This is a genomic window from Streptomyces sp. MH60, assembly GCF_002939385.1.
Lineage (GTDB): Bacteria > Actinomycetota > Actinomycetes > Streptomycetales > Streptomycetaceae > Streptomyces.
On sequence record NZ_MULI01000004.1, the window covers coordinates 168,486 to 191,000 of the forward strand.

General features: G+C 71.8%; 25 protein-coding genes. 17 read left to right on the top strand and 8 right to left on the bottom strand.

Features of this window, described 5'->3' with window-relative positions; translation table 11 throughout:
• Nucleotides 1-9: 9 nt before the first annotated feature.
• Nucleotides 10-480, top strand: a complete 471-nt coding sequence (locus BZZ08_RS05500) for a GNAT family N-acetyltransferase (RefSeq protein WP_104630983.1) — start codon at nt 10-12, stop codon at nt 478-480.
• Between the two features lie 19 nt (nt 481-499).
• The gene (locus tag BZZ08_RS05505; protein ID WP_104630984.1) at nt 500-1,327 is read left to right on the top strand and encodes a serine hydrolase domain-containing protein; all 828 of its coding nucleotides are present in this window, start codon (nt 500-502) and stop codon (nt 1,325-1,327) included.
• Here BZZ08_RS05505 and BZZ08_RS05510 read toward each other — a convergent pair.
• Nucleotides 1,324-1,974 (bottom strand): pirin family protein, encoded by a 651-nt coding sequence (locus tag BZZ08_RS05510; RefSeq protein ID WP_104630985.1) that lies wholly within the window; start codon nt 1,972-1,974, stop codon nt 1,324-1,326. The two genes, BZZ08_RS05505 and BZZ08_RS05510, sit on opposite strands and share 4 nt — an antisense overlap.
• Nucleotides 1,975-2,036: 62 nt before the next feature.
• Here BZZ08_RS05510 and fasR point away from each other — a divergent pair, with 62 nt between their 5' ends.
• From fasR to BZZ08_RS05535, 5 genes are all read left to right on the top strand, one after another.
• Nucleotides 2,037-3,242 (top strand): fatty acid biosynthesis transcriptional regulator FasR, encoded by a 1,206-nt coding sequence (gene fasR, locus BZZ08_RS05515; RefSeq protein ID WP_104630986.1) that lies wholly within the window; start codon nt 2,037-2,039, stop codon nt 3,240-3,242.
• Between the two features lie 89 nt (nt 3,243-3,331).
• Nucleotides 3,332-4,273 (top strand): ACP S-malonyltransferase, encoded by a 942-nt coding sequence (locus BZZ08_RS05520; protein ID WP_104630987.1) that lies wholly within the window; start codon nt 3,332-3,334, stop codon nt 4,271-4,273.
• A 16-nt stretch (nt 4,274-4,289) separates the two neighbouring features.
• Complete coding sequence (locus tag BZZ08_RS05525) at nt 4,290-5,357, top strand: ketoacyl-ACP synthase III (RefSeq protein ID WP_104630988.1); 1,068 nt, start codon at nt 4,290-4,292, stop codon at nt 5,355-5,357.
• 103 nt (nt 5,358-5,460) lie between these two features.
• Nucleotides 5,461-5,709 carry an acyl carrier protein gene (locus tag BZZ08_RS05530; protein WP_052842858.1) on the top strand — a complete coding sequence of 83 codons (249 nt, stop codon included), beginning with the start codon at nt 5,461-5,463 and terminating at the stop codon, nt 5,707-5,709.
• A gap of 109 nt (nt 5,710-5,818) precedes the next feature.
• On the top strand, nt 5,819-7,105 hold the full coding sequence (locus BZZ08_RS05535; RefSeq protein WP_104630989.1) for a beta-ketoacyl-[acyl-carrier-protein] synthase family protein: 1,287 nt from the start codon (nt 5,819-5,821) through the stop codon (nt 7,103-7,105).
• Between the two features lie 89 nt (nt 7,106-7,194).
• On the opposite strand, the gene BZZ08_RS05540 is transcribed toward BZZ08_RS05535, so the two are convergent.
• Complete coding sequence (locus BZZ08_RS05540; RefSeq protein ID WP_104630990.1) at nt 7,195-7,689, bottom strand: DUF3145 domain-containing protein; 495 nt, start codon at nt 7,687-7,689, stop codon at nt 7,195-7,197.
• A gap of 258 nt (nt 7,690-7,947) precedes the next feature.
• On the opposite strand from BZZ08_RS05540, the gene BZZ08_RS05545 reads away from it, so the two are divergent.
• The 3 genes from BZZ08_RS05545 (at nt 7,948) to BZZ08_RS05555 (ending at nt 11,427) form a co-directional block, all read left to right on the top strand.
• Nucleotides 7,948-8,859: an SGNH/GDSL hydrolase family protein gene (locus BZZ08_RS05545; RefSeq protein ID WP_104630991.1), complete on the top strand. Its 912-nt coding sequence runs from the start codon at nt 7,948-7,950 to the stop codon at nt 8,857-8,859.
• Nucleotides 8,860-8,897: 38 nt separating this feature from the next.
• The gene (locus BZZ08_RS05550; protein WP_104630992.1) at nt 8,898-9,872 is read left to right on the top strand and encodes an aldose epimerase family protein; all 975 of its coding nucleotides are present in this window, start codon (nt 8,898-8,900) and stop codon (nt 9,870-9,872) included.
• A gap of 313 nt (nt 9,873-10,185) precedes the next feature.
• Nucleotides 10,186-11,427 carry a pyroglutamyl peptidase gene (locus BZZ08_RS05555; RefSeq protein ID WP_104630993.1) on the top strand — a complete coding sequence of 414 codons (1,242 nt, stop codon included), beginning with the start codon at nt 10,186-10,188 and terminating at the stop codon, nt 11,425-11,427.
• Here the strand turns inward: BZZ08_RS05555 and BZZ08_RS05560 are convergent.
• The 3 genes from BZZ08_RS05560 to BZZ08_RS05570 form a co-directional block, all read right to left on the bottom strand.
• Complete coding sequence (locus BZZ08_RS05560; RefSeq protein ID WP_104630994.1) at nt 11,399-12,223, bottom strand: EI24 domain-containing protein; 825 nt, start codon at nt 12,221-12,223, stop codon at nt 11,399-11,401. The genes BZZ08_RS05555 and BZZ08_RS05560 overlap by 29 nt on opposite strands.
• 88 nt (nt 12,224-12,311) lie before the next feature.
• Complete coding sequence (locus tag BZZ08_RS05565; RefSeq protein WP_104630995.1) at nt 12,312-12,731, bottom strand: organic hydroperoxide resistance protein; 420 nt, start codon at nt 12,729-12,731, stop codon at nt 12,312-12,314.
• A 117-nt stretch (nt 12,732-12,848) separates the two neighbouring features.
• The gene (locus tag BZZ08_RS05570) at nt 12,849-13,871 is read right to left on the bottom strand and encodes an NADP-dependent oxidoreductase (protein ID WP_104630996.1); all 1,023 of its coding nucleotides are present in this window, start codon (nt 13,869-13,871) and stop codon (nt 12,849-12,851) included.
• A 115-nt stretch (nt 13,872-13,986) separates the two neighbouring features.
• Between BZZ08_RS05570 and BZZ08_RS05575 the strand changes: the two genes are divergently transcribed.
• A complete protein-coding gene (locus BZZ08_RS05575) occupies nt 13,987-14,442 on the top strand; it encodes a MarR family winged helix-turn-helix transcriptional regulator (protein ID WP_030181251.1) in 456 nt (151 codons plus the stop codon).
• Between the two features lie 3 nt (nt 14,443-14,445).
• Here BZZ08_RS05575 and BZZ08_RS05580 read toward each other — a convergent pair whose 3' ends face one another.
• Both BZZ08_RS05580 and BZZ08_RS05585 read right to left on the bottom strand, forming a co-directional pair.
• On the bottom strand, nt 14,446-15,207 hold the full coding sequence (locus BZZ08_RS05580; RefSeq protein WP_104630997.1) for a GntR family transcriptional regulator: 762 nt from the start codon (nt 15,205-15,207) through the stop codon (nt 14,446-14,448).
• A complete protein-coding gene (locus tag BZZ08_RS05585; RefSeq protein WP_104630998.1) occupies nt 15,204-15,746 on the bottom strand; it encodes a GntR family transcriptional regulator in 543 nt (180 codons plus the stop codon). The genes BZZ08_RS05580 and BZZ08_RS05585 overlap by 4 nt, the downstream gene beginning before the upstream one ends.
• 156 nt (nt 15,747-15,902) lie before the next feature.
• Between BZZ08_RS05585 and BZZ08_RS05590 the strand changes: the two genes are divergently transcribed.
• The 3 genes from BZZ08_RS05590 (at nt 15,903) to BZZ08_RS05600 (ending at nt 18,238) form a co-directional block, all read left to right on the top strand.
• Nucleotides 15,903-16,325 carry an ATP-binding protein gene (locus BZZ08_RS05590; protein ID WP_104630999.1) on the top strand — a complete coding sequence of 141 codons (423 nt, stop codon included), beginning with the start codon at nt 15,903-15,905 and terminating at the stop codon, nt 16,323-16,325.
• 467 nt (nt 16,326-16,792) lie between these two features.
• Nucleotides 16,793-17,584 (top strand): class I SAM-dependent methyltransferase, encoded by a 792-nt coding sequence (locus tag BZZ08_RS05595; protein WP_104631000.1) that lies wholly within the window; start codon nt 16,793-16,795, stop codon nt 17,582-17,584.
• A 228-nt stretch (nt 17,585-17,812) separates the two neighbouring features.
• Nucleotides 17,813-18,238: a hypothetical protein gene (locus BZZ08_RS05600; protein WP_198601301.1), complete on the top strand. Its 426-nt coding sequence runs from the start codon at nt 17,813-17,815 to the stop codon at nt 18,236-18,238.
• Nucleotides 18,239-18,267: 29 nt separating this feature from the next.
• Here the strand turns inward: BZZ08_RS05600 and BZZ08_RS05605 are convergent, their stop codons facing one another.
• Nucleotides 18,268-18,984 carry an SCO2400 family protein gene (locus BZZ08_RS05605; protein WP_104631001.1) on the bottom strand — a complete coding sequence of 239 codons (717 nt, stop codon included), beginning with the start codon at nt 18,982-18,984 and terminating at the stop codon, nt 18,268-18,270.
• 214 nt (nt 18,985-19,198) lie between these two features.
• Between BZZ08_RS05605 and BZZ08_RS05610 the strand changes: the two genes are divergently transcribed.
• The 3 genes from BZZ08_RS05610 to BZZ08_RS05620 all read left to right on the top strand — a co-directional run bounded on the left by BZZ08_RS05610 (nt 19,199) and on the right by BZZ08_RS05620 (nt 22,485).
• A complete protein-coding gene (locus tag BZZ08_RS05610; protein WP_104631002.1) occupies nt 19,199-20,365 on the top strand; it encodes a mandelate racemase/muconate lactonizing enzyme family protein in 1,167 nt (388 codons plus the stop codon).
• Nucleotides 20,362-21,378 carry a zinc-dependent alcohol dehydrogenase gene (locus BZZ08_RS05615; RefSeq protein WP_104631003.1) on the top strand — a complete coding sequence of 339 codons (1,017 nt, stop codon included), beginning with the start codon at nt 20,362-20,364 and terminating at the stop codon, nt 21,376-21,378. The genes BZZ08_RS05610 and BZZ08_RS05615 overlap by 4 nt, the downstream gene beginning before the upstream one ends.
• Before the next feature lie 135 nt (nt 21,379-21,513).
• Entirely contained in the window at nt 21,514-22,485 is a 972-nt protein-coding gene (locus tag BZZ08_RS05620; RefSeq protein WP_104631004.1) for a hypothetical protein, read from the top strand.
• Nucleotides 22,486-22,515: the final 30 nt, after the last annotated feature.

A 22,515-nucleotide genomic window follows, 5' to 3' on the forward strand; every position in this document is an offset into this window, starting at 1 on the left:
CGTGCGGGCATGAGCCTCGTACGCCGTGCCGTGGTCGAAGACGCGCGGGAAGTACTCCGCCTCCGACAGGTGATGATCGATTCCATGGACCCCGGTGCTTCCACCGCGTGGCAGGCGGAGTCCCTGTCCGGCCTGCGGAACAGACTGGCGGATCCGGACGGGAGCTTCGCGGCGTTCGTGGTCGACCACCCGGAGCGGCCGGACGCGCTGGCGGCGCTGGTGGTGGGGACGCTGGAGTACCGGATCGGCGGACCGGGCCGTCCGGCGAACGGTCTGATCGGATACGTCTTCAGCGTCGCCACCGATCCGGACGCCCGGCGCCGCGGGTACGCGCGGGCGTGCATGGACGAGCTGCTGGAGTGGTTCCGCGAGCGGGGCGCCGGGCACGTCATGCTCACGGCCTCCCCCGACGCCGAGTCCCTGTACGCGTCGATGGGCTTCTCGCGCGACACCACCCCCTCGATGCGGCTGCGCCTCTGAGCCGCTTAGGCTCGACGCCATGTCCTTGAACAGCCTCGCGTCGATCGAGAACTGGCCGGTCCCCACCGCGGCGGCGGGCGTCGTACGGGCGGACGGCACGGCCCTCGGCACCCACGGCCCCGTCGCGCACCGCTTCCCGCTCGCCTCGGTCACCAAGCCGCTGGCGGCCTACGCGGCGCTGGTGGCGTACGAGGAGGGCGCGATCGAGCTGGACGAACCCGCCGGGCCGCCCGGGGCGACGGTCCGCCACCTGCTCGCGCACACCTCGGGGCTCGCCTTCGACGAGCACCGGGTGACCTCCGCGCCCGGGGAGCGCCGGCTGTACTCCAACGCCGGTTTCGAGCAGCTCGGCGACCACATCGCGAAGGCGGCGGACATGCCGTTCGCCGAGTACGCGCGGCAGGCGGTGCTGGAGCCGCTGGGCATGGCGCACACCTCCCTGGACGGCTCCCCGGCGAAGGACGGTGTCTCCACGGTCGAGGACCTGCTCCGCTTCGCGGCCGAGGTGCAGGCGCCCCGGCTGCTGGACCCGCGCACGGTCGCGGAGGCGATGACGGTCCAGTACCCGGGGACGAAGGGCGTCCTGCCGGGCTACGGCCACCAGAACCCCAACGACTGGGGCCTCGGCTTCGAGATCCGCGACTCCAAGTCCCCGCACTGGACGGGCTCCGCCTCCTCCCCGCGCGCCTTCGGCCACTTCGGCCAGTCCGGCACGTTCCTCTGGATCGACCCGGACGCCCAACTCGCCTGCGTCGCCCTCACCGACCGGGCCTTCGGCCCCTGGGCGGTCGAGGCGTGGCCGCCCTTCACGGACGCGGTGCTGGCCGAGGCAAGGAGCCGGTCCTAGGCCATCTCCCACAGCAGCACCTCGGCCCGCGTCACCGCCACCGCGTCCACCCCTTCGGCGTCCGTGACCCGGGCCGCGTCGCCCGCGCCCAGTTCCTCGTCACCGAGGCGCACTTCGCCGCGCACGACGTGGACGTACACGTACGCCCCGTCCGGCACCGCCGTCCGCTCCCCCGCGGCCAGGCGCCGTACGTGAAGCATCGCGGCCGCCTCCGGGACGGCGTACGGGGTGGAGTCGGCGATGCCGCGGACGATCTCGTAGGCGGGGTCGCCGCCGGGCTCGCGCGGGGCCAGCCACATCTGGACGAAGGTCAGGGGGACGGCGGCGTCGTTGCGTTCGACGTGGCGGACGCCGCCCGCCGCGCTGAGGCGCTGCACGTCACCGGCGCGGACCACCGTCTCGTGGCCCGCGCTGTCGCGGTGGGTCAGCTCGCCCTCGACCACCCAGGTGACGATCTCGGTGTGGCTGTGCGGGTGCTCGTCGAAGCCGGCGCCGGGCTCCAGGCGCTCCTCGTTGCAGGCGAGCAGGGCGCCGAAGCGGAGGTTGTCGGGATCGTAGTGGGGCCCGAAGGAGAAGGCGTGGCGGGAGGCGATGCCCGCGGCCTCGTCGCCTCCGGGGTAGCGCTCGTCGGCGCGGCGTACGTCCATCACGTCGTTCACCGTAGCCCCGGCGGCACACCCGCCCGGCCCGATAAGGCAGTCTTGTCCCCGTGCCCGAACCCGAAACCGGCAAGCCCGACGCCCCCGCCCAGCCCGCCCACTCGCACACCGCGACGCTCAAGCGGCTGGAGCAGTCCTCCGGATCGCTGGCCGCGCAGGCCATCGCGCGCATGGACGAGACGCTGCCGTGGTACCGGGCGATGCCACCGGAGAACCGTTCCTGGATCGGGCTGGTCGCCCAGGCCGGCATCGCCGCGTTCACCGAGTGGTTCCGGCGGCCGGACGCGCCCCAGGCCATCTCCACCGACGTCTTCGGCACCGCGCCGCGCGAGCTGACCCGGGCGATCACGCTGCGGCAGACCGTGGAGATGGTGCGGACCACCATCGAGGTGATGGAGTCCGCGATCGACGAGGTCGCCGCCCCCGGTGACGAGTCGGTGCTGCGCGAGGCGCTGCTGGTGTACGCCCGGGAGATCGCCTTCGCGACCGCCCAGGTGTACGCGCAGGCCGCCGAGGCACGCGGTGCCTGGGACGCGCGCCTGGAGTCGCTGGTGGTGAACGCCGTGCTCAGCGGGGAGGCCGACGAGGGGGCCGTGTCGCGGGCCGCCGCCCTCGGCTGGAACTCGCCGGAGCACGTGTGCGTGGTGCTGGGCACCGCTCCCGACGGGGACTCCGAGCTGACCGTGGAGGCCATCCGACGGGCGGCCCGGCACGCCAAGCTCCAGGTGCTGACCGGGGTGCTCGGCGACCGCCTGGTGGTGATCGCGGGGGGCCGCAACGACCCGCTGGCGGTGGCGAAGTCGCTGATCGGGCCGTTCGCACAGGGGCCGGTCGTCGCCGGGCCGGTGGTGCCGGACCTGCAGGCCGCGACCCGGTCCGCGCAGGCCGCCGCGGCCGGGCTCAAGGCGTGCACCGCCTGGCAGGACGCGCCGCGCCCGGTGCTCGCCGACGATCTGCTGCCGGAGCGCGCGATCGCCTCGGACCCCTCGGCCCGTGAGCAACTGGTGGAGGAGATCTACAGACCGCTGGAGGAGGCGGGGGCGGCGCTCCTGGAGACGCTCAGCGTCTATCTCGAACAGGCGAGCAGTCTGGAAGGTGCCGCCCGGATGCTCTTCGTTCACCCGAACACCGTGCGCTACCGGCTCCGACGTGTGACTGACGTCACCGGATGGTCGCCCTCTGATGTACGGTCTGCGTTCACACTGCGGATCGCGCTCATCCTGGGGCGTCTGGCCGACGGAGATCCGCCGCTCTAGGATTTTGTGCAGGGTCCACAAAACCCGCCCTTGTTCTTCGTCCCTGTCCCCACGGGCGGTCGTGGCCGTCCTCAAGAGAGAGTGTGAGAGTGCTCGTACTCGTCGCTCCCGGCCAGGGCGCCCAGACGCCCGGCTTCCTGACTGACTGGCTCGCCCTTCCCGGCGCCGCGGACCGCGTCGCCGCGTGGTCCGACGCCATCGGACTCGATCTCGCCCACTTCGGCACCAAGGCCGACGCGGACGAGATCCGAGACACGTCCGTGGCCCAGCCGCTGCTGGTCGCCGCCGGGCTCCTCTCCGCCGCGGCACTCGGTACGCACTCGTCTGCCGTGACCGCGGCGGGCGCGCCCGGCGCGGTCGCGGGCCACAGCGTCGGCGAGATCACCGCCGCCGTCTTCGCGGGCGTCCTCGACGACGCCGCCGCGCTGACCCTCGTACGCCGTCGCGGTCTGGCCATGGCCGCGGCCGCCGCGGTGACCGAGACCGGCATGTCGGCGCTGCTCGGCGGCGACCCCGAGGTGAGCGTCGCGCACCTGGAGAAGCTCGGCCTGACCCCGGCGAACATGAACGGCGCCGGTCAGATCGTGGCGGCCGGCACCATGGAGCAACTGGCCGCGCTGAACGAGGACAAGCCCGAAGGCGTCCGCAAGGTCGTGCCGCTGAAGGTGGCCGGTGCCTTCCACACCCACCACATGGCGCCCGCGGTGGACAAGCTCGCCGAGGCCGCGAAGGCACTGACGCCGGCCGACCCGAAGGTGACGTACGTCTCCAACAAGGACGGCCGGACCGTCGCCGCCGGCACCGAGGTGCTGGACCGGCTCGTCGGCCAGGTCGCCAACCCGGTGCGCTGGGACCTGTGCATGGAGACGTTCAAGGAGCTGGGCGTCACCGCGATCATCGAGGTGTGTCCGGGCGGCACGCTGACCGGGCTGGCCAAGCGGGCCCTGCCCGGTGTGAAGACGCTGGCCCTGAAGACCCCCGCCGACCTCGACGCGGCCCGCGAGCTCGTCGCCGAGCACACCCAGGCCTGACAAGGAGCCCGAGAGCATGTCGAAGATCAAGCCCAGCAAGGGCGCCCCGTACGCGCGCATCCTCGGCGTCGGCGGATACCGTCCGACCCGGGTGGTGCCGAACGAGGTGATCCTCGAGAAGATCGACTCGTCCGACGAGTGGATCCGCTCGCGCTCCGGCATCGAGACCCGGCACTGGGCCGGACCCGAGGAGACCGTCGCCGCGATGTCCGTGGAGGCGTCCGGCAAGGCGCTCGCGGACGCCGGGATCGACGCCTCGCGGATCGGCGCCGTGGTCGTCTCGACCGTGTCGCACTTCAGCCAGACCCCGGCCATCGCCACCGAGATCGCCGACCGGCTCGGCACGGACAAGGCCGCGGCCTTCGACATCTCGGCCGGCTGCGCGGGCTTCGGCTACGGCCTGACCCTGGCCAAGGGCATGATCGTCGAGGGCTCGGCCGAGTATGTGCTGGTCATCGGCGTCGAGCGGCTGTCGGACCTGACCGACCTGGAGGACCGTGCCACGGCCTTCCTGTTCGGCGACGGCGCCGGCGCGGTCGTGGTCGGCCCCTCCCAGGAGCCGGCGATCGGTCCGACGGTCTGGGGCTCGGAGGGCGACAAGGCCGAAACGATCAAGCAGACGGTCTCCTGGGACCGCTTCCTCCCCCACCTCCGGCCCCGCTCCGGCGGGGGGACCCCCACCGGCGACGTCTCCGAACTCCCCGTCGACTCCGAGGGCAACGTCAAGTTTCCTGCGATCACGCAGGAGGGCCAGGCGGTGTTCCGCTGGGCCGTGTTCGAGATGGCGAAGGTCGCCCAGCAGGCGCTGGACGCGGCCGGGATCAGCCCGGACGACCTGGACGTCTTCATCCCGCACCAGGCCAACGTGCGGATCATCGACTCGATGGTGAAGACACTGAAGCTGCCGGAGCACGTCACGGTCGCCCGTGACATCCGCACCACCGGCAACACCTCGGCCGCCTCGATTCCGCTCGCGATGGAGCGGCTCCTGGCGACCGGCGACGCGAAGAGCGGCGACACCGCGCTCGTCATCGGCTTCGGGGCGGGTCTCGTCTACGCCGCGACGGTCGTTACCCTCCCCTAGGCACTCCGTGCCGGATCACGCGGTCCGGAACGGAGAGCAGCACCGCCTGCCGCCGACGCGGCGGGCCGCCACACCCTCTGGACAACAAAGAAGGAGCGCCACCATGGCCGCCACTCAGGAAGAGATCGTCGCCGGTCTCGCGGAGATCGTGAACGAGATCGCCGGCATCCCGGTTGAGGACGTCCAGCTGGACAAGTCCTTCACCGACGACCTGGACGTCGACTCGCTGTCCATGGTCGAGGTCGTCGTCGCCGCCGAAGAGCGCTTCGACGTCAAGATCCCGGACGAGGACGTCAAGAACCTCAAGACCGTCGGCGACGCGACGAAGTACATCCTCGACCACCAGGCCTGATCCGCCGATACTCGGGCATAACCCGAGTATCGGGCAGATCCGGGCAGACTGCCCCGCCACCCGGCGGTGGCGCCGTACGAATCCGTATCCCGTTGGAGAAAGAATTCCCGTGAGCTCGACCAATCGCACCGTGGTCGTCACCGGTATCGGCGCAACCACACCGCTGGGTGGCGACGCAGCCTCGACCTGGGAGGGCCTGGTCGCCGGCAGGTCCGGAGCCAAGCCCCTGGAGCAGGAGTGGGCCGCCGACCAGGCGGTCCGCATCGCCGCGCCGGCCGCCGTCGACCCCTCCGAGGTCATCCCGCGGCCGCAGGCCCGCCGCCTGGACCGCTCGGCGCAGTTCGCGCTGATCGCGGCGCAGGAGGCATGGAAGGACGCCGGGTACGTCGGCAAGGCGGGCGAGAGCCCCGCCGAGGACGGGGCCCACGTCGACCCCGACCGGCTCGGTGCGGTCATCGCCTCCGGCATCGGCGGCGTGACCACGCTGCTCGACCAGTACGACGTGCTGAAGGAGAAGGGCGTCCGCCGCGTCTCCCCGCACACCGTCCCCATGCTGATGCCGAACGGCCCCTCGGCCAACGTGGGCCTGGCCGTGGGCGCCCGCGCGGGCGTGCACACGCCGGTCTCGGCCTGCGCCTCGGGCGCCGAGGCCATCGGCTACGCCATCGAGATGATCCGCACCGGCCGCGCCGACGTCGTCGTCGCGGGTGGCACGGAGGCGGCGATCCACCCGCTGCCCATCGCCGCGTTCGGCAACATGATGGCGATGTCCAAGAACAACGACGACCCGCAGGGTGCCTCGCGCCCCTTCGACACGGCGCGCGACGGCTTCGTCCTCGGCGAGGGCGCCGGCGTCCTGGTCCTGGAGTCCGCCGAGCACGCCGCCGCGCGCGGCGCCCGCGTCTACGCGGAGGCGGTCGGCCAGGGCATCTCCGCCGACAGCCACGACATCGTGCAGCCGGAGCCGGAGGGCCGCGGCATCTCCGCCGCGCTGCAGAACCTGCTGGACCGGGCCGACCTGGACCCGGCCGAGATCGTGCACGTCAACGCGCACGCCACCTCGACGCCGGCCGGTGACATCGCCGAGCTGAAGGCGCTGCGCAAGGTCCTCGGCGACGACGTCGACCACATGGCGGTCTCCGCCACCAAGTCGATGACCGGTCACCTCCTCGGTGGCGCGGGCGGCGTGGAGTCCGTGGCGACCGTGCTCGCGCTGTACCACCGGCTGGCGCCGCCGACCATCAACGTGGAGAACCTCGACCCGGAGGCCGAGGCCAACGCGGACATCGTCCGCGGCGAGGCCCGCAAGCTGCCGGTCGAGGGCCGTATCGCCGCGCTGAACGACTCGTTCGGCTTCGGCGGCCACAACGTGGTGCTCGCCTTCCGGTCGGTCTGAGCGACCCCTGTACGCGCGTGAAGGGCCCCCACCGGCCGGTGGGGGCCCTTCACGCGTGCGCGGACCGGGCGGAGCGGGGCGGGCGGGGGTCACACCACCTGGTGCAGCCAGCGGACCGGGGCGCCCTCGCCCGCGTGCCGGAAGGGCTCCAGTTCGTCGTCCCAGGGCTTGCCGAGGAGCTTGGCGAGGTCCGACTCGAGGTCCGTCTCGCCCCGCTGGGAGCGGACCAGGGCGGCGCGCAGCCGGTCCTCGGGGATCATGATGTCGCCGTGGATGCCGGTGACGGCGTGGAAGATGCCGAGGTCCGGGGTGCAGCTGTAGCGCTCGCCCTCGGCGTTCGCGGAGGGTTCCGCGGTGACCTCGAAGCGCAGCAGCTGCCAGCCGCGCAGTGCGGAGGCGAGCTTGGAGGCGATGCCGGACTGGCCCTGCCAGGAGAACTCCGAGCGCCAGGTGCCGGGCGCGGCGGGCTGCCGGATCCAGTCCAGGCCGACGCGGGTGCCGAGCACCCCGGCGATGGCCCACTCGACGTGCGGGCAGAGCGCGCGCGGCGCGGAGTGCACGTACAGGACTCCACGTGTCGTCACCGGAACCTCCGGGCTGAGCGGGACATCTCGGAACGGGGTGGAACGGCCGTGACCGGGCGGGCCACGTTCATGGCGAGGCTACCGTGCGACGGGACAAGGAGTGTGACGTACCGTCGGTCCCGCCGCCGACAAACCTCCGCCATTCACCCGGCAGGACGCTTGTACGGGTGTGAGACGTTGCATCGCCGCCCTCGGGAACCCTCGCGGGGTGTCATGGGTTGAGCACGGTGGAGGCACGAGGCGAGGGGTGGGACCGGTATGGGTCGAGGGACGGACCAGGGGACGCGGTACGGGCGTCGCCGGGCGCGGGTCGCGCTCGCCGTCCTGACCGCCGCCGTCCTGGGCGTGGCGGGCTGCGACGCGGCGGGCGGCGACTCCCCCGCCCCCTCCGGCAGCGCGTCCCAGCGGTCGAAGTCCGCCCCGGCCTGGGACACGAGCCCCGAGTCGGTGGCCGCCGTGGGCGACTCCATCACGCGCGGCTTCGACGCCTGCGCGGTGCTGTCGGACTGCCCGGAGGTGTCGTGGGCGACCGGCAGCAGCGCGAAGGTCGACTCGCTCGCCGTACGGCTGCTGGGGAAGGCGGACGCGGCCGGGCACAGCTGGAACTACGCGGTGACCGGGGCCCGGATGGCGGATCTGACCGCCCAGGTGACGCGGGCGGCGCGGCGCGGTCCGGAGCTGGTGGCGGTGATGGCCGGGGCGAACGACGCGTGCCGGTCCACGACCTCGGCGATGACGCCGGTGGCGGACTTCCGGGCCCAGTTCCAGGAGGCGATGGCCACCCTGCGCGAGAAGCTTCCCAAGGCGCAGGTGTACGTGTCGAGCATCCCGGACCTGAAGCGGCTGTGGTCCCAGGGGCGCACCAACGCGCTGGGCAAGCAGGTGTGGAAGCTGGGCCTGTGTCCGTCGATGCTGGGCGACGCGGACTCCATGGACTCGGCGGCGACCCTGCGGCGCAACACGGTGCGGGACCGGGTGGAGGACTACAACGAGGTGCTGCGGGAGGTCTGCGCGAAGGACCGGCGGTGCCGCACCGACGACGGCGCGGTGCACGCGTACCGGTTCGGCACGGACCAGTTGAGCCACTGGGACTGGTTCCACCCGAGTGTGGACGGCCAGGCGCGGCTGGCGGAGATCGCCTACCGCGCGGTCACCGCGAAGAGTCCCTGATCCGGCCGCTGACCTGGGCGTGTCCTAGAGTTCCGCACATGAGCGAACTCTTCGGCACACTTTCCGACGGCACCCCGGTACACCGCTGGACCCTGGAGCGGGCCGGCGTACGGGTACGGGTCCTGTCGTACGGCGGGATCGTGCAGTCGGCGGAGGTGCCGGACCGGGACGGTGACACCGCCGACGTGGTGCTGGGGTTCGCGGACCTGGACGGCTATGTGACGCACCCGGAGCCCTACTTCGGCGCGCTGGTCGGGCGGTACGCCAACCGGATCGCGGGCGGGCGCTTCGCGCTGGACGGCCGGACGTACGCGCTGGTGCCCAACGAGGGGCCGAACTCGCTGCACGGCGGCGCGCGGGGCTTCGACAAGCGTGTGTGGGACGTGCGGGCGGTCGCGGACGGCGTCCGGCTGAGCCGGGTCTCCCCGCACGGCGAGGAGGGCTTCCCGGGGCGCCTGGAGATGTCGGCGACGTACACGCTGGACGGCTCGGGCGCGCTGCGGATCGTGTACGAGGCGGTCACGGACGCGCCGACGGTGCTGAACCCGACGAACCACAGCTACTTCAACCTGGGCGGCTCCGGGCACGCGGGCGGGCACGAACTGCGGCTGGCCGCCTCCCGGATCACACCGGTCGACGCCGGCCTGATCCCGACGGGCGGCCTCGACGACGTGACGGACACGCGCTTCGACTTCCGGCGGGCGCGCAAGATCGGCTCGGGCTACGACCACAACTTCGTCCTCGACAAGGGCGTGACCCGCACCGCCGAGGAGGTCGCCGAGCTGTACGACCCGGCGTCGGGGCGGGTGCTCACGGTGGCGACGACCGAGCCGGGCCTCCAGCTGTACACCGCCGACCACCTGGGCGAGCCCTTCGCGCCCGGTGACGGCGTCGCGCTGGAGACCCAGCACTTCCCGGACTCCCCGAACCGGCCCGGCTTCCCGAGCACGGTGCTGCGGCCGGGTGAGGTGTTCCGCTCGGAGACGGTGTACGGCTTCTCGGTACGCCGGTAGGCCGCCCGGAGGCTGAGCCCCGGCCCGGCCGTCAGGTCCCGGGCCGGGGCTGTTCACGGGGGACGCGCTCGCGGGCGTCCCGGATCAGACGTTAATCGCCTCAGTGATCCGGCGGTCGGCGATCGGGTGTCCGATCAGGAGTTCGTACGAAGCCTTCACAAACGGCCACGAGTCGGTCGGCCACGCGCCATGGCGCGTACCCCTTCCGCCACGCGATACTGCCGCCGTTCCGGCAGCACCCCACGGCGACGGAAGGACCTGGACTCCCTTGTCACCCATACGTGTTCGGATCGGTGTACTCGGACTGGCCCTGATGGCGGGACTCGCGGCCCCCACGACGGCGACGGCGGCCGGGGCGGCGCCCCCGGCGGACTCCGCGCCCGCGCCGACCGTCGAGGAGCGGCGGCTCGACGGGGACGTGCCGCGGGAGATCCTGCGGCGCTCCGGATTCGCCGCGGTGGCACCGGCGTTCGCCCGGGGGCTCGGGCGCGCGGACTCCTACCGCGAGGCGCGTGCCGTCGTGGCGCGCGAGGGCGCGGCGCTGTGGCGGCGGGCGGTGGACCGGGTGCAGGGCCGCGGGCCGGCCCGCGGGGACCTCAGCCGCGACGACGACCGGCCGCTGTACTGGGCGCGGCTCGGGATGACCCGGGAACTGCGCACCTGGGAGCCCGGGTTCGGGCTGGGCGAGCGGCAGCGGGCCGTGCTGCTGACGGAGCTGGAGCGCGCCTCGCGCGGCCAGAGCGACCTCCGACTGCCGCGCGGCGGGCACGGCAAGGGGGTGAAGCGGGTGCTGCTCACCGGCTTCGACCCGTTCACGCTGGACCGGGACATCCGGATCTCCAACCCGTCCGGCGCCGTCGCGCTGGCCCTGGACGGCACGGTGATCGACACCCCGGAGGGTCCCGCCCGGGTGGAGACGGCCGTGTTCCCGGTGCGCTGGCGGGACTTCGCCGAGGGGGCGGTGGAGCGGGCGCTGCGGCCGTATCTGCCGCGGGTGGACCTGTTCACCACCGTGAGCCAGGGCCGGGTCGGGCGGTTCGACGTGGAGCGGACCAACGGGGCCTGGCGGGGCGGCTTCCCGGACAACGACAACGTCTCCCGCACGGAGACGGTCCCCGTGGCCGACCCGGCCTCGCAGCCGCAGTGGACGACGACCACGCTGCCGTACGCGGCGATCACGGCCGCGGACACCGGCCGCTTCCCCGTGTACGACAACACGAGCGTGACGGAGATCCCGGCGGGAGGCTCCGAGGCGGTCGTACGGCCCGACGGACCCACGCCCGGCTCGACGGCCCGGGAGGGCGGCGGCGGGAACTACCTCTCCAACGAGATCGCCTACCGCGCGACGCTGCTGCGGGACCGGCTCGGGCTGCACGGCACGCTGCCGGGCGGGCACGTGCACACACCGGTGCTGCAGTTCGCGGCCGGGAACACCGATCCGGCGACGGGGTCGGTCACCGACCCGGAGTTCGTGCGCAACCGGCTGGACATCGTGGCGCAGACCCGGGCGATCGTGGCCGTGGCGGTCAGTGCCCCGGGGCCCGACCGGGGCTGACCGCCGGGTCGGCGGGGCCGGACTCGGACCGGTCGTCGGCGCCGTCGCGGATCTCCTCGCCCAGCAGTTCCCGGGCGAGGAGCGTGGCGCCCGCGACCGCGCCCGGCATCAGGAACACGGCGACGAACGGCACCAGGAAGGACACGCCCAGCGGGGTGCCGAAGCCCCAGACCAGCATCCTGCGGGAGCGCAGCAGGGCGAGGCGGTCGCGCAGTTCGACCCCGCGGCGCTGGAGGGCGACGGCGGCCAGCTCCTCGGTGAGGAAGAAGCCGGTGACGAAGAAGCCGACCACCGGGACCACGGTCTGGCCGACTACCGGGATGAACCCCAGCGCGAAGAGCAGCACACCCCAGACCGCGGCGCGGACCAGGATCCGCAGGCTGTCGCGGCCGGAGATCCACAGCTCGCGCCAGAGCGGCAGGCCGGACTCGGGAGCGGTGCCGTCCGGGGAGACGTCCCGGTCGACCCGCTCGGAGAGAGCCTCGTAGAAGGGCTGGCCGACCAGCAGGGTGACCGCGGTGAAGGTGAGCACGGCCAGGAGCAGGGCGAGGGCGAAGAGCACGGCGGTGAGGAAGCCGCGGAAGAGGCCGAGCCAGGGGCTCGACCAGTCGTCGGCGAAGGGGGTCGCCCAGCCGACGAAGTCCTCGCCCCACAGCGCGAGCGCGACCAGCACGCCTACGTACAGGACCAGGGTGATCAGGCCCGGGACGAGCCCGAAGCCGTAGCTCCGGCCGTGCCGGGCCACCCACCGCTGGCCCTTCAGAAGGTGGCCGAACCCCGCCCCAAGATCACGCATGGGCGGCACTCTACCGGTCGGCGCGCCGGACCGTTTCCGGTGCCGGTGCCTGTCCCGGTGCCGGTGCCTGTCCCGGTCCCGGTCCGTGTCAGGCGAGCGTCACGGTGATGTCGCCGCGGGTCGCCTTCGAGTACGGGCAGACCTGGTGGGCCTTCTCCACCAGCGACCGCGCGGTGGCGGCGTCGACGGACGGGATCTCGGCGGAGATCTCGACGATGATCCCGAAGCCGTCGTCGTTCTTGCCGATCCCGACCTTCGCGGTCACGGTCGAACCGGTGATGTCGGCACCCTCCTGGCGGGCCACGACGCCGAGCGCGCCCTGGAAGCAGGCGCTGTACCCGGCGGCGAACAGCTGCTCCGGGTTGGTGCCGGCGCCGTTGCCGCCCATCTCCTTGGGCGGGTTCACGACGACGTCGAGCTTGCCGTCATCGGTGGCCACCCGGCCGTCGCGGCCGTTCTCGGCGGTGGCGACGGCGGTGTAGAGGACTTCGGACTGCTGGATGGGCATACGGGTGTCTTCCTCCTCGGTCCGCCGTGACTCGCGCCCACGATCACGACGGATTTCGGAATGACGCTACCGCATGCCGGAAGTCCAGTGAAGTCCGCTCCCGCCCTCGCCGACGGGTCAGAGCTTGACGATCATCTTTCCGGTGTTGTCGCCGCGCAGGACCCCGAGGAACGCCTCCAGGTTGTTCTCGATGCCCTCGACGACCGTCTCGCGGTACTTCAGCTCGCCGGAGCTGACCCAGGGGCCGACCTCCTCGACGAACTGCGGCTGGAGGTCGTAGTGGTCGCCGACCAGGAAGCCCTCGATGCGGCCGCGGGTCTGGATGAGGCGGGCGAGGTTCTTCGGGCCGGGCGCGGGCTCGGTGTTGTTGTAGACGGAGATCGCGCCGCAGATGGCGATGCGGCCGTTCAGGTTGAGGGAGCCGATGGCCGCCTCCAGGTGGTCGCCGCCCACGTTGTCGAAGTAGACGTCGACGCCGTCCGGGGCGGCGGCCCGCAGCTGCTCGCTCACCGCGCCCTTCTTGTAGTTGAAGGCGGCGTCGAAGCCGTACTCGTCGAGGAGCAGCTTGACCTTCTCGTCCGAGCCGGCCGAGCCGATCACCCGCGAGGCGCCCTTGAGCTTGGCGAGCTGCCCCACCTGGCTGCCGACGGCACCCGCGGCGCCCGAGACGAAGACGGAGTCGCCCTCCTTGAAGGAGGCCGTGCGCAGCAGACCGGCGTAGGCGGTGAGCCCCGTCATGCCGAGCACGCCCAGGTACGTCGACAGCGGCGCCGCGTCCGGGTCCACCTTGACGGCGTTCTTCGCGTCCACGGCGGCGTACTCGCGCCAGCCGAAGAAGTGCAGCACGTGGTCGCCGACGGCGATGCCCTCGGCGTTCGAGGCGACGACCTCGCCGACCGCGCCGCCCAGCATGGGCTTGCCCAGCTCGTAGGGGGCGGCGTAGGACTTGGCGGCACTCATGCGCCCGCGCATGTACGGGTCGACGGAGACGTACAGGTTGCGCACCAGCACCTGCCCGTCGCCCGGGGTGGGGACCTCCGCCTCGACCAGCGCGAAGTCCTCGGGCTTGGGCCAGCCGACCGGGCGGGTGACCAGGTGCCATTCGCGGTTGGCGGCGGGGAGGGCGGGGGAGTCGGTCATGGGGCACCTTTCCTGGGGCTTGCTCGGGGTTTGCCTGCCGAGAATGTTTCATGCTCTGAAACAACCATGCGACTGAACATTTCAGGTTGTCAAACAAATGGGTACCCTGGATTCCATGGCCACACCACGCGACACCACGCGCCGACCCGACGCTCTCACCCTCGAAGTCGTCGAGCTGATCGGCGAGGTCGTGGCCCGCTTCCACGCGGACTACGAGGAGGCGGCGGCGGAGCGCGCCCTGACCGGGGCGCAGGCCAAGCTGCTGAGCCTGCTGTCGCTGGAGCCGCTGCCGATGCGGAAGCTGGCCCAGAAGCTGAAGTGCGAGCCGTCGAACGTCACGGGGATCGTGGACCGGCTGGAGGCGCGCGGGCTGGTCGAGCGGCGGCCCGACCCCGGCGACCGGCGGGTGAAGGTCGCGGCGGCGACGGAGGAGGGCCGCCGGGTGGCCCGGGGCCTGCGGGAGTCGCTCCGCTTCGCCCGGGAGCCGCTGGCGGGACTGTCGGAGGCGGAGCGGGTGGCGCTGCGGGACGCGCTGCGGTTGATGGTCGGGGAGGGCTCGCCAGAGAGCTGACCGTCAGCCGGATTCGAACTCGTACTGCAACTCGTAGAGGTGCCCCGCCTTCACCAGGACCGTCACCTCGACCGGACCGCCCCCGTCACCGTGGACGACCCGGAGGGTGCGCAGGACCGGCGTGCTGCTGGTGAGGTGGAGTGCCTGGTACTGCTCCTGGGTCGGAATCCGCGCGGAGACTCGATCCACGCTGCGGCGCGCGGGGTGCCCCAGTTCCGCCAGCAGCGCGGGCGCACCACCTTTGATCCGACGCCGCTCCATGAGTGGCGTGTCCCGGACGAGGGCCAACGGGTAGTAGCAGTCGACCAGTTCGGCGGGCTCGTCGTCGATCAGGAGAGTCTGACTGCGCAGAAGTGCCGTGCCGTTCGCGGGGAGGCCGAAGGCCGAACGCACGTCGGCGGGTGGGCAGACCTCCGCGACGTCACGGAGGACGCTACGGGCGCGGGTGCCGTGCCTGGCGGCCTCCGTGAGCCAGAGGTCCGCTGTCGTGAGTGCGGCCGGTGAGACCGTACGCTGCCGGTGCTCGCGGACGGTGACGGAGGCTCCCGCCCTGCCGACCACGAGACCTTCCTCCTTGAGGAGTTGCAACGCCTTCTGCACCGTGGCGTTCGACGCGTCGAAGCGCTCCTTGAGCCGCGCCGTGGAGGGGAGGCTCGCGCCTGGCGCCAGTTCGCCACTCATGATGCCGTCGCGCAGGTCGGCGGCGATGCGCTCATGGAGGGAGCGACGGTCGACGCCTTCCGTTTCCGCCTGGGGCACGGTCATCCGACCTCGATCTCGTAGCGCAGCCTCTGCCGCAGGGCAGGCATCACCATACGATCCACCTGGATCGGGTGGTCGTCGCGGTCGAGCGTCACTCGGGTGAGCCGCAGCACCGGCTCATCGGGCGCGGTCTCCAGGGTCCGGCACTCTTCCTCGTCCGGCATCGTGGCCGTCACGTCCTCGCGGACCAGGACGCCGATGTGGCCGAGTTCGGCGAGCAAGGTGACGGCACCACCGCGGATCTTGGCGGTGCGCGCCAGGGCGGTGCCCTGGGCGACGGCCAGCGGGTAGTACGTGTCGGTCAGCTCGTTCGGCGTCTCGTCGAGGAGGATCAGGCGCCGACGCACGACGACCGGTTCCCCCTCTGCGATGCCGAACAGTTTCGCCACCTCGACGGGCGCGGCCACCTCGCCGGCATGCAGGATGCGCTGGGTTCCCCGGCGGCCCTGCGCCTCGGCCTCCGCGCTCCAGGCGTCGCCGTGACCCTTCTCCTGCGGCGTCAGATACGGAAGGGACGTGCTGACCCAACTGCTCGCACTCATGAGGCCCTCCTTGCGGCCGACGCTACGCCCATCGGGGGCCAACGTTAGGCGACTTCGCCCGGGTGTTCTTCATCATCCTGCCACCTAGCCACCTTTCACGAAAAGCGATAAGGTAGCCATTCGTCGGACACCCCCAACTCCGTGAGGTGGCCTCTCGTGTCCTTTTCGCGACGCCGTCGGTTCCCACGCTCGCGCGCCTCGGTGCGCGACGCCCGTGCCTTCGTTCGTCAGGTTCTGACGGGCTGGGGTCGCACCGATCGACTGGACGACATAACGCTCTGCGTTTCGGAGTTGGCCACCAACGCGCTCCTCCACGGAGCGCCGCCCGGCAGGGAGTACTGCGTGAGCCTCACGCTGGACGGCTCGGTGATCCGCCTCGCGGTGCGGGACAGCGGCGACCGGCAACTCGACATCGACGTCCGGGAGGCCCACCCGGAGGCATGTTCTGGGCGCGGCTTACGGCTTGCCCGGGAGGTTGCCGACGACATGGGGGTCACCCAGGAAGTTGTCGGCAAGACCGTTTGGGTGGTTTTCAAAGGCGTGTCGTCGAGCGAGGGTACTGGGGAGATCGCCTACTGACGCTCTGCCCCCGCGGGCGTGCAATTCCGCAGTCGTCGCGCCCACGCAGGACAAAGCCTCGTCCAGCGGCCTCGGGAAAGCAGCATCGGGCACCGGCCAGGGCCGCCAGCGCGGAGGCACACCGGGACGACCGGGCGTTGGTACCAGTAACTTCGGTGACCAGGTCCAGGTGACTGGCTTACCCGAAGCCTCACCGCCCGCCAATGACAACCAGTGCCGCATCAGACCACGTTCGCGGTGCGGCGCCGCTGGAAACCCGTCGAAAAAGTCCGCCGGGCGTCTCCGGGGGCGGGCCTCGGCTTCCCTCGTAGGGGCGCTTGGGCGGACGCGGGGACGGGGCCTGGAGTGGGTACATCCCGATCTCCTCCCGGGCTGGCAGCAGCCCACTCCATGCCTGGCGAAATGCCACCTGACCTGGCCTTTTATTGCCCTCACTCCTATGATCGCACTCGTCGAAGGGGGGCCGGGTGGACCGGACCGTACGCACCGTCGAAGATGTTCTCGCGCTCTTGGATGGGCTGTTCGCATCTGAATCCGAGGCTGGCCGCTTGGCGACCGGTGACGGCAAGGACTTCTGGGATCGCTTCTATGCCGACCGGTCACAGCCGATCCCTTTCTTCGTATCGAAGCCCGACGAGAACCTGGCCGCCTATCTCGACCAGGGCCTGATCGCTCCCGGTCGGGCCCTGGACCTGGGCTGCGGGGCGGGCCGCAATGCTCTGTTCCTCGCCTCGCGCGGCTTCGAGGTGGACGCGGTCGACCTCTCCCCGGTGGCCGTCGCGTGGGGCGAGGACCGGGCTCGCGAGGTTGGCGTCGATGTCCGCCTCCTCTGCGGTGACGCTTTCGCTCTCTCCGCAACCGAACTGAGCGGCCCGTACGACCTGGTCGTCGACTCAGGATGCTTCCACCACTTGCCACCGCACCGCCGGGTCAGCTACTTGCGTCTCCTCGACCGCGTCTTGACCCCCGGCGGCCATCTCGCCCTCACCAGCTTCGCTGCCGGCGAGGGAGGAATGGGTTCGGAACTCGCCGACGCGGACCTCTACCGTGAGCGCAAGTTGCAGGGCGGCCTCGCTTACACACCCGAATCGCTGCGTTGGATCTTCTCTGACCTGGTGGAGGTCGAGCTGCGCCGCATGCGGGAGGAGCCGCCCCATTCAACACTCTTCGGTGTGACGTTCCTGTGGACCGCGTTGTTCCGTCGGGATGCAGCCTCTGCCCCATCAGGCGACATTCGCCCTGTTCACGACCTCGCGTAGGCACTCGTCCTGGGCATGCTTGTTCTGCCGGCGAGCGATGCGCAACACCCGTCAGACGAACCATCTCCGGGCCCGCCTCCTCGACGTTCCCCGCGCCACAACTCCTTCGGCTTCTGACGGGGCGGTGCGTGCTGGATGATGCCGTCGGTCCAGGACGCGTTACCGCTCGTGTGTGCCCCCGTACAGGACGCCGTTGGGTCACGAGCGGGGCAGTGGCACGATGTGTTGATGGGGATGATCGACAGCGGCACCGAGGCCGTCCAGTACGTACGGTTCCAATCGCCTCACCGGAACAGTCGAGGCCACTTCACCGGTGTTTTCGGGCTCGTCAACAATCTGGCCAGGGAGGGGAGGCTCTCGGACGAGCAGGAGGCCTTCCGCCGCCGCGGCAACAGGTGGTACGACGCCGCGTACGCCGACCCCTCGACCGTTGACCCCCACGTCTACGACGAAGAGATCAACCCCGGCGCGGCGGCTTGGTTCAAGCCCTCGGCCACTCATCTCCTCGCTCGCGTCTCCGGCTATCTGGAGATCCTTTCCGCGCACGACGTCGACTGCCGGGCCCTTCGTTCCGCAGATCCGGGACGGGTCATCTACGAGGACGACGTACAGATCGTGGTCGTCCCGCATGCGCAGGACGCGACTGGCCTCTGACGCCGACCTCACGCTGACGACCAGAGCCTTTACGTGCACCACCACAGGAAGCGGTCGCAGGTTTCCGTCGGGGTCGGGTCCGGGGGCTGCGGCGGGGCGGGGGTCGTCGTCGGGGGCGGGTCGTCGTCGGACTCGGGGGACGACGGGTCCGGGTCCGAGGGGCGGGTGGGGTCCGGGGACGGGGGGCGGGAGGCCGCCGGAGGGGCGGACTCGCTCGCCGTCCCGGACTCAGTCGTCTCCGGGGAGGACGAAGGGGACGCCGACCCCGTTGTCGGCGCCGATGCGGAGGCGGACGGGGAACCCGAGGTCGGGGTCGTGCGCGAGGGGTCGTCGGCCGGGACCGCCGACGCCTCGCCCACCTCTTTCGTCGCCTCGCCGTCCGTCGTCTCGCCGCCCGCCGCGGCCGGCTTGTCCGGGGAGTGCGGGGCGTCCATGCCGAGTTCGGCGAGGCTCAGTCCGCCGGCGGCCAGGACGAAGCCCGCGGCGATGAGCAGGGTCCGGCGGCGGCGCCTGCGGTGTGCGGCGGCCTTGCGGTCACGGCGGCTGGACCGGGCGCCGGGTGGGGCGTCGTCCCCGCCGTCTTCGGGGTTCTCGTCGGCCGCCGCCTCGTCGTCGAGCCGCGGCGGGGTCTCCTCACCCACCGTCAGGTGAGTGTCGGAGGCGCCGAGTTCCTGGGCGGGCGTGCCGCACCCCGGGCAGGCGAGGGCGCCGTTGAGGTGCCGTCGGCACGGGTGGCAGTAGTCCATGACGCGGGAAGGTTAAGTTCCGGGAAGGGTGCGTTCCTAGAGGCCACTGTGAAGGTTGTGTGGGAAAGCGCGCGAGGCGGCCTCTCCCCCGCTTTCGAAACTGCCGAAACCGTTATGTGTCCGACCCATTGACACTCCGAGCACCCCGTCCTTACTGTCACGCCAGCATTTCGAACGAGTGACGAAATATCGAACAGAGCGAAGGGCAGCCGCCGTGCGCATCACCGGAATCAGCACACACGTGGTCGGGACGCCGTGGCGCAACCTGACCTACGTCCAGGTGCACACCGACGAGGGCATCACCGGAGTCGGCGAGACCCGGATGCTGGGGCACACCGACGCGCTCCTCGGCTATCTGAAGGAGGCCGAGGCCAACCACATTCTCGGCTCCGACCCGTTCGCTGTCGAGGATCTGGTCCGCCGCCTGAAGTACGGCGACTACGGCCGCGCGGGCGAGATCGTGATGTCCGGCATCGCGGTCGTCGAGATGGCCTGCTGGGACATCAAGGGCAAGGCCCTCGGCGTCCCCGTGTGGCAGCTGCTGGGCGGGAAGGTCACCGACAAGGTCAAGGCGTACGCCAACGGGTGGTACACCACCGAGCGGACGCCGGAGGCGTACCACAAGGCCGCGCAGGGGGTCATGGAGCGCGGGTACCGGGCGCTGAAGATCGACCCGTTCGGCACCGGGCACTTCGAGCTGGACCAGCAGCAGACGAACTACGCGGTGTCGCTGATCGAGGCCGTACGGGACGCCATCGGGCCCGACGCCGAGCTGATGCTGGAGATGCACGGCCGCTTCTCGCCCTCCACGGCCGTCCGGCTCGCACGTGAACTCGCGCCGTTCAAGCCGGCCTGGCTGGAGGAGCCGGTCCCGCCGGAGAACCTCAGGGCGTTGAAGAAGGTCGCCGAGAAGGTCGACATCCCGGTCGCCACCGGTGAGCGCATCCACGACCGGATCGAGTTCCGCGAGCTGTTCGAGGACCAGTCGGTGGACGTCATCCAGCCCGACGTCGGTCACATCGGCGGCATCTGGGAGACCCGGAAGCTGGCCGCGACCGCCGAGACGCACTACACGCTGATCGCCCCGCACAACGTCGGCGGCTCCGTGCTCACCGCGGCCTCCCTCCAGGTCGGGTTCACCTCGCCGAACTTCAAGATCCTGGAGCACTTCAACGACTTCGCGGACGCGGAGATCAAGAAGGTCGTCAAGGGCGCGCCGCAGGTGGACCCGGAGGACGGGTGCTTCCACCTGTCCGACGCGCCCGGTCTCGGGGTGGAGCTGGACACCGACGCGGCGGCCGAGTTCCCGCAGCAGCAGGCGCGGTTCGACCTGTGGGCCGAGGGCTGGGAGAAGCGCGCCCCCAAGGGGACCGGGGCATGAGCGACGCGGTCGTCGTCCAGGCGCCGGGCGAGCACCGGCTCGTGCCGCACGAGCCGCGCGACCCGGGTGCCGGGGAGGCGCTGGTGCGGGTGCACGCCGCCGGGATCTGCGGCAGCGACCGGGAGGTCTACCAGGGCAACCGGCCCGAGGGGTACGTGCGTTACCCGCTCACCCCCGGGCACGAGTGGTCCGGGACCGTGGAGCGGGTCGGCGCCGGGGTGCCGGGCTCGCTCGTCGGCCGGAAGGTGGTGGGCGAGGGCTTCCGCAACTGCCAGGTGTGCGACCGCTGTCACGCGGGCGAGACGACGCTGTGCACGGCCGGGTACGAGGAGACCGGGTTCACCCAGCCGGGCGCCATGGCGCCGACGCTGACGCTGCCCGCCCGGCTGCTGCACGTCCTGCCCGAGGACGCCGACCTCACCGGCGCGGCCCTGCTGGAGCCCGCGGCCTGCATCGCCGCCGCCGCGCTGAAGGCGAACGCCCGGCCCGGCGAGCGGGTCGCCGTGGTCGGCACGGGCACGCTCGGCATGTTCGCCGTGCAGTTCCTGCGGGCCGCCTCCCCGGCCGAGCTGCTGGTCGTCGGTACCCGTGGTGACCGGGAGGCGCTGTCGCGGCAGTTCGGCGCGACCGGCTTCCGCACCAAGGACCGGCCGCTCCCGGACGACTTCGACGTCGTGATCGAGACCGCCGGGTCCGCGGACGCCGCCCGCACCGCCGCCGCGCTGCTGCGCCGGGGCGGGCGGCTGGTGCTGACCGGCATCCCGGCACCGGGCGCCGACGGCCTCGACCCGACCGACCTGGTCGTACGGCAGCTGGAGGTGCACACGGTCTTCGGGGCGCCGCCGGACGCCTGGGCGCACACGGTGCGGGTCTTCGCGGCCGGTCTGCTCGATCCGCGGCCGCTGGTGACGCACGAACTGCCGCTCGCCGACTTCTCGGAGGCCATCGAGCTGGTGGGTTCCGGCGACCCGAAGGTCGGCAAGGTGCTGCTGCGCCCGGACGCCCACCCCTGAGCCGTACGCCGGTGCGGGGGCGACCTGACGGCCTGCGCACCGGCGTACACCCACCGGACCGGACGTCGCGCGCCCACGCCACCCACGCCCACGGCCGCGAACTTCGTCCGACATATCGAACACTAAGGAACGCTTGTGACCGACGCTTCCGCCACGGCCGCCGCACGCAGGCCCGGTGAGCAGGCCCTCACCGCCCTCGGCCTGGCCGCGCCCGCCCCCGATCCCGCCGACGCCTCGCCGCACTCCTTCCCGGGCGGTGGCCGCTGGCGCACCGAGATCCCCTCCTGCGAGGGGCCGGAGGCGCTGGGGGTGGTGCTCAAGGAGTCCTCCCGCCTTGACGTGCCGATCCACCGGATCAGCCAGGGCAGCGGCGTGTGGATGCTGACCGACGCCGAGATCACCGAGATGGTCGAGGCCACCGCCGAACGCGACATCGAACTCTGTCTGTTCACCGGCCCGCGCGGCACCTGGGACATCGGCGGCTCCACCCGGACCGACTCGGGCGGCGCGGGCCTGCGCGCACGCGGCCACGCCGCGGTCGCCGGGTGCGTCGAAGACGCCGTACGGGCCACCGAGTTGGGCGTCACGTGCCTGCTCGTCGCCGACGAGGGGGTGCTGTGGACGCTGCACCGGGCCCGCGGCGCCGGCATCCTCCCCGCCGACACCACGCTGAAGCTCTCGGCGCTCGTGGGACCGGTCAACCCGGCCTCGTACGCGGTGTACGAGCGGCTCGGCGCCGACTCCATCAACGTGCCCAGCGACCTGACGCTGGATCACCTGACCGAAATACGGCGGGTTTCGGCCGCGCCGATGGACATGTACATCGAGGCTCCCGACGACCTCGGCGGCTATGTGCGCATGTACGAGGTCGCCGAGCTGATCCGGCGCGGCGCCCCGCTGTACCTGAAGTTCGGCCTGTCCAAGGCGCCCGGGATCTATCCGTACGGCCACCACCTGCGGGAACTGACGCTGGCCACCGCGAAGGAGCGGGTGCGGCGCGGACGGCTCGCCCTGGACCTGCTCGCCCGGCACGGGGCGGACGGGGACATGGCGCCGCTCGGCACCAGGTTGCCGGGGTCGCTCAACCGGTTCGAGATCTCGTCATAACGTTCCGGAAACTCCCTTCACAAAAGACGA

Bases quoted from the DNA above. Each gene is read 5' to 3' on its own strand.
- BZZ08_RS05510 (WP_104630985.1), bottom strand. From the start codon at position 1,974: ATGGACGTACGCCGCGCCGACGAGCGCTACCCCGGAGGCGACGAGGCC.
- BZZ08_RS05580 (WP_104630997.1), bottom strand. From the start codon at position 15,207: ATGACCGTGCCCCAGGCGGAAACGGAAGGCGTCGACCGTCGCTCCCTC.
- BZZ08_RS05600 (WP_198601301.1), top strand. From the start codon at position 17,813: ATGGGGATGATCGACAGCGGCACCGAGGCCGTCCAGTACGTACGGTTC.
- BZZ08_RS05565 (WP_104630995.1), bottom strand. From the start codon at position 12,731: ATGCCCATCCAGCAGTCCGAAGTCCTCTACACCGCCGTCGCCACCGCC.
- BZZ08_RS05575 (WP_030181251.1), top strand. From the start codon at position 13,987: ATGGCCACACCACGCGACACCACGCGCCGACCCGACGCTCTCACCCTC.
- BZZ08_RS05505 (WP_104630984.1), top strand. From the start codon at position 500: ATGTCCTTGAACAGCCTCGCGTCGATCGAGAACTGGCCGGTCCCCACC.
- BZZ08_RS05545 (WP_104630991.1), top strand. From the start codon at position 7,948: ATGGGTCGAGGGACGGACCAGGGGACGCGGTACGGGCGTCGCCGGGCG.
- BZZ08_RS05615 (WP_104631003.1), top strand. From the start codon at position 20,362: ATGAGCGACGCGGTCGTCGTCCAGGCGCCGGGCGAGCACCGGCTCGTG.
- BZZ08_RS05555 (WP_104630993.1), top strand. From the start codon at position 10,186: ATGGCGGGACTCGCGGCCCCCACGACGGCGACGGCGGCCGGGGCGGCG.
- BZZ08_RS05605 (WP_104631001.1), bottom strand. From the start codon at position 18,984: ATGGACTACTGCCACCCGTGCCGACGGCACCTCAACGGCGCCCTCGCC.
- BZZ08_RS05500 (WP_104630983.1), top strand. From the start codon at position 10: ATGAGCCTCGTACGCCGTGCCGTGGTCGAAGACGCGCGGGAAGTACTC.
- BZZ08_RS05560 (WP_104630994.1), bottom strand. From the start codon at position 12,223: ATGCGTGATCTTGGGGCGGGGTTCGGCCACCTTCTGAAGGGCCAGCGG.
- BZZ08_RS05530 (WP_052842858.1), top strand. From the start codon at position 5,461: ATGGCCGCCACTCAGGAAGAGATCGTCGCCGGTCTCGCGGAGATCGTG.
- BZZ08_RS05570 (WP_104630996.1), bottom strand. From the start codon at position 13,871: ATGACCGACTCCCCCGCCCTCCCCGCCGCCAACCGCGAATGGCACCTG.
- BZZ08_RS05585 (WP_104630998.1), bottom strand. From the start codon at position 15,746: ATGAGTGCGAGCAGTTGGGTCAGCACGTCCCTTCCGTATCTGACGCCG.
- BZZ08_RS05525 (WP_104630988.1), top strand. From the start codon at position 4,290: ATGTCGAAGATCAAGCCCAGCAAGGGCGCCCCGTACGCGCGCATCCTC.
- BZZ08_RS05550 (WP_104630992.1), top strand. From the start codon at position 8,898: ATGAGCGAACTCTTCGGCACACTTTCCGACGGCACCCCGGTACACCGC.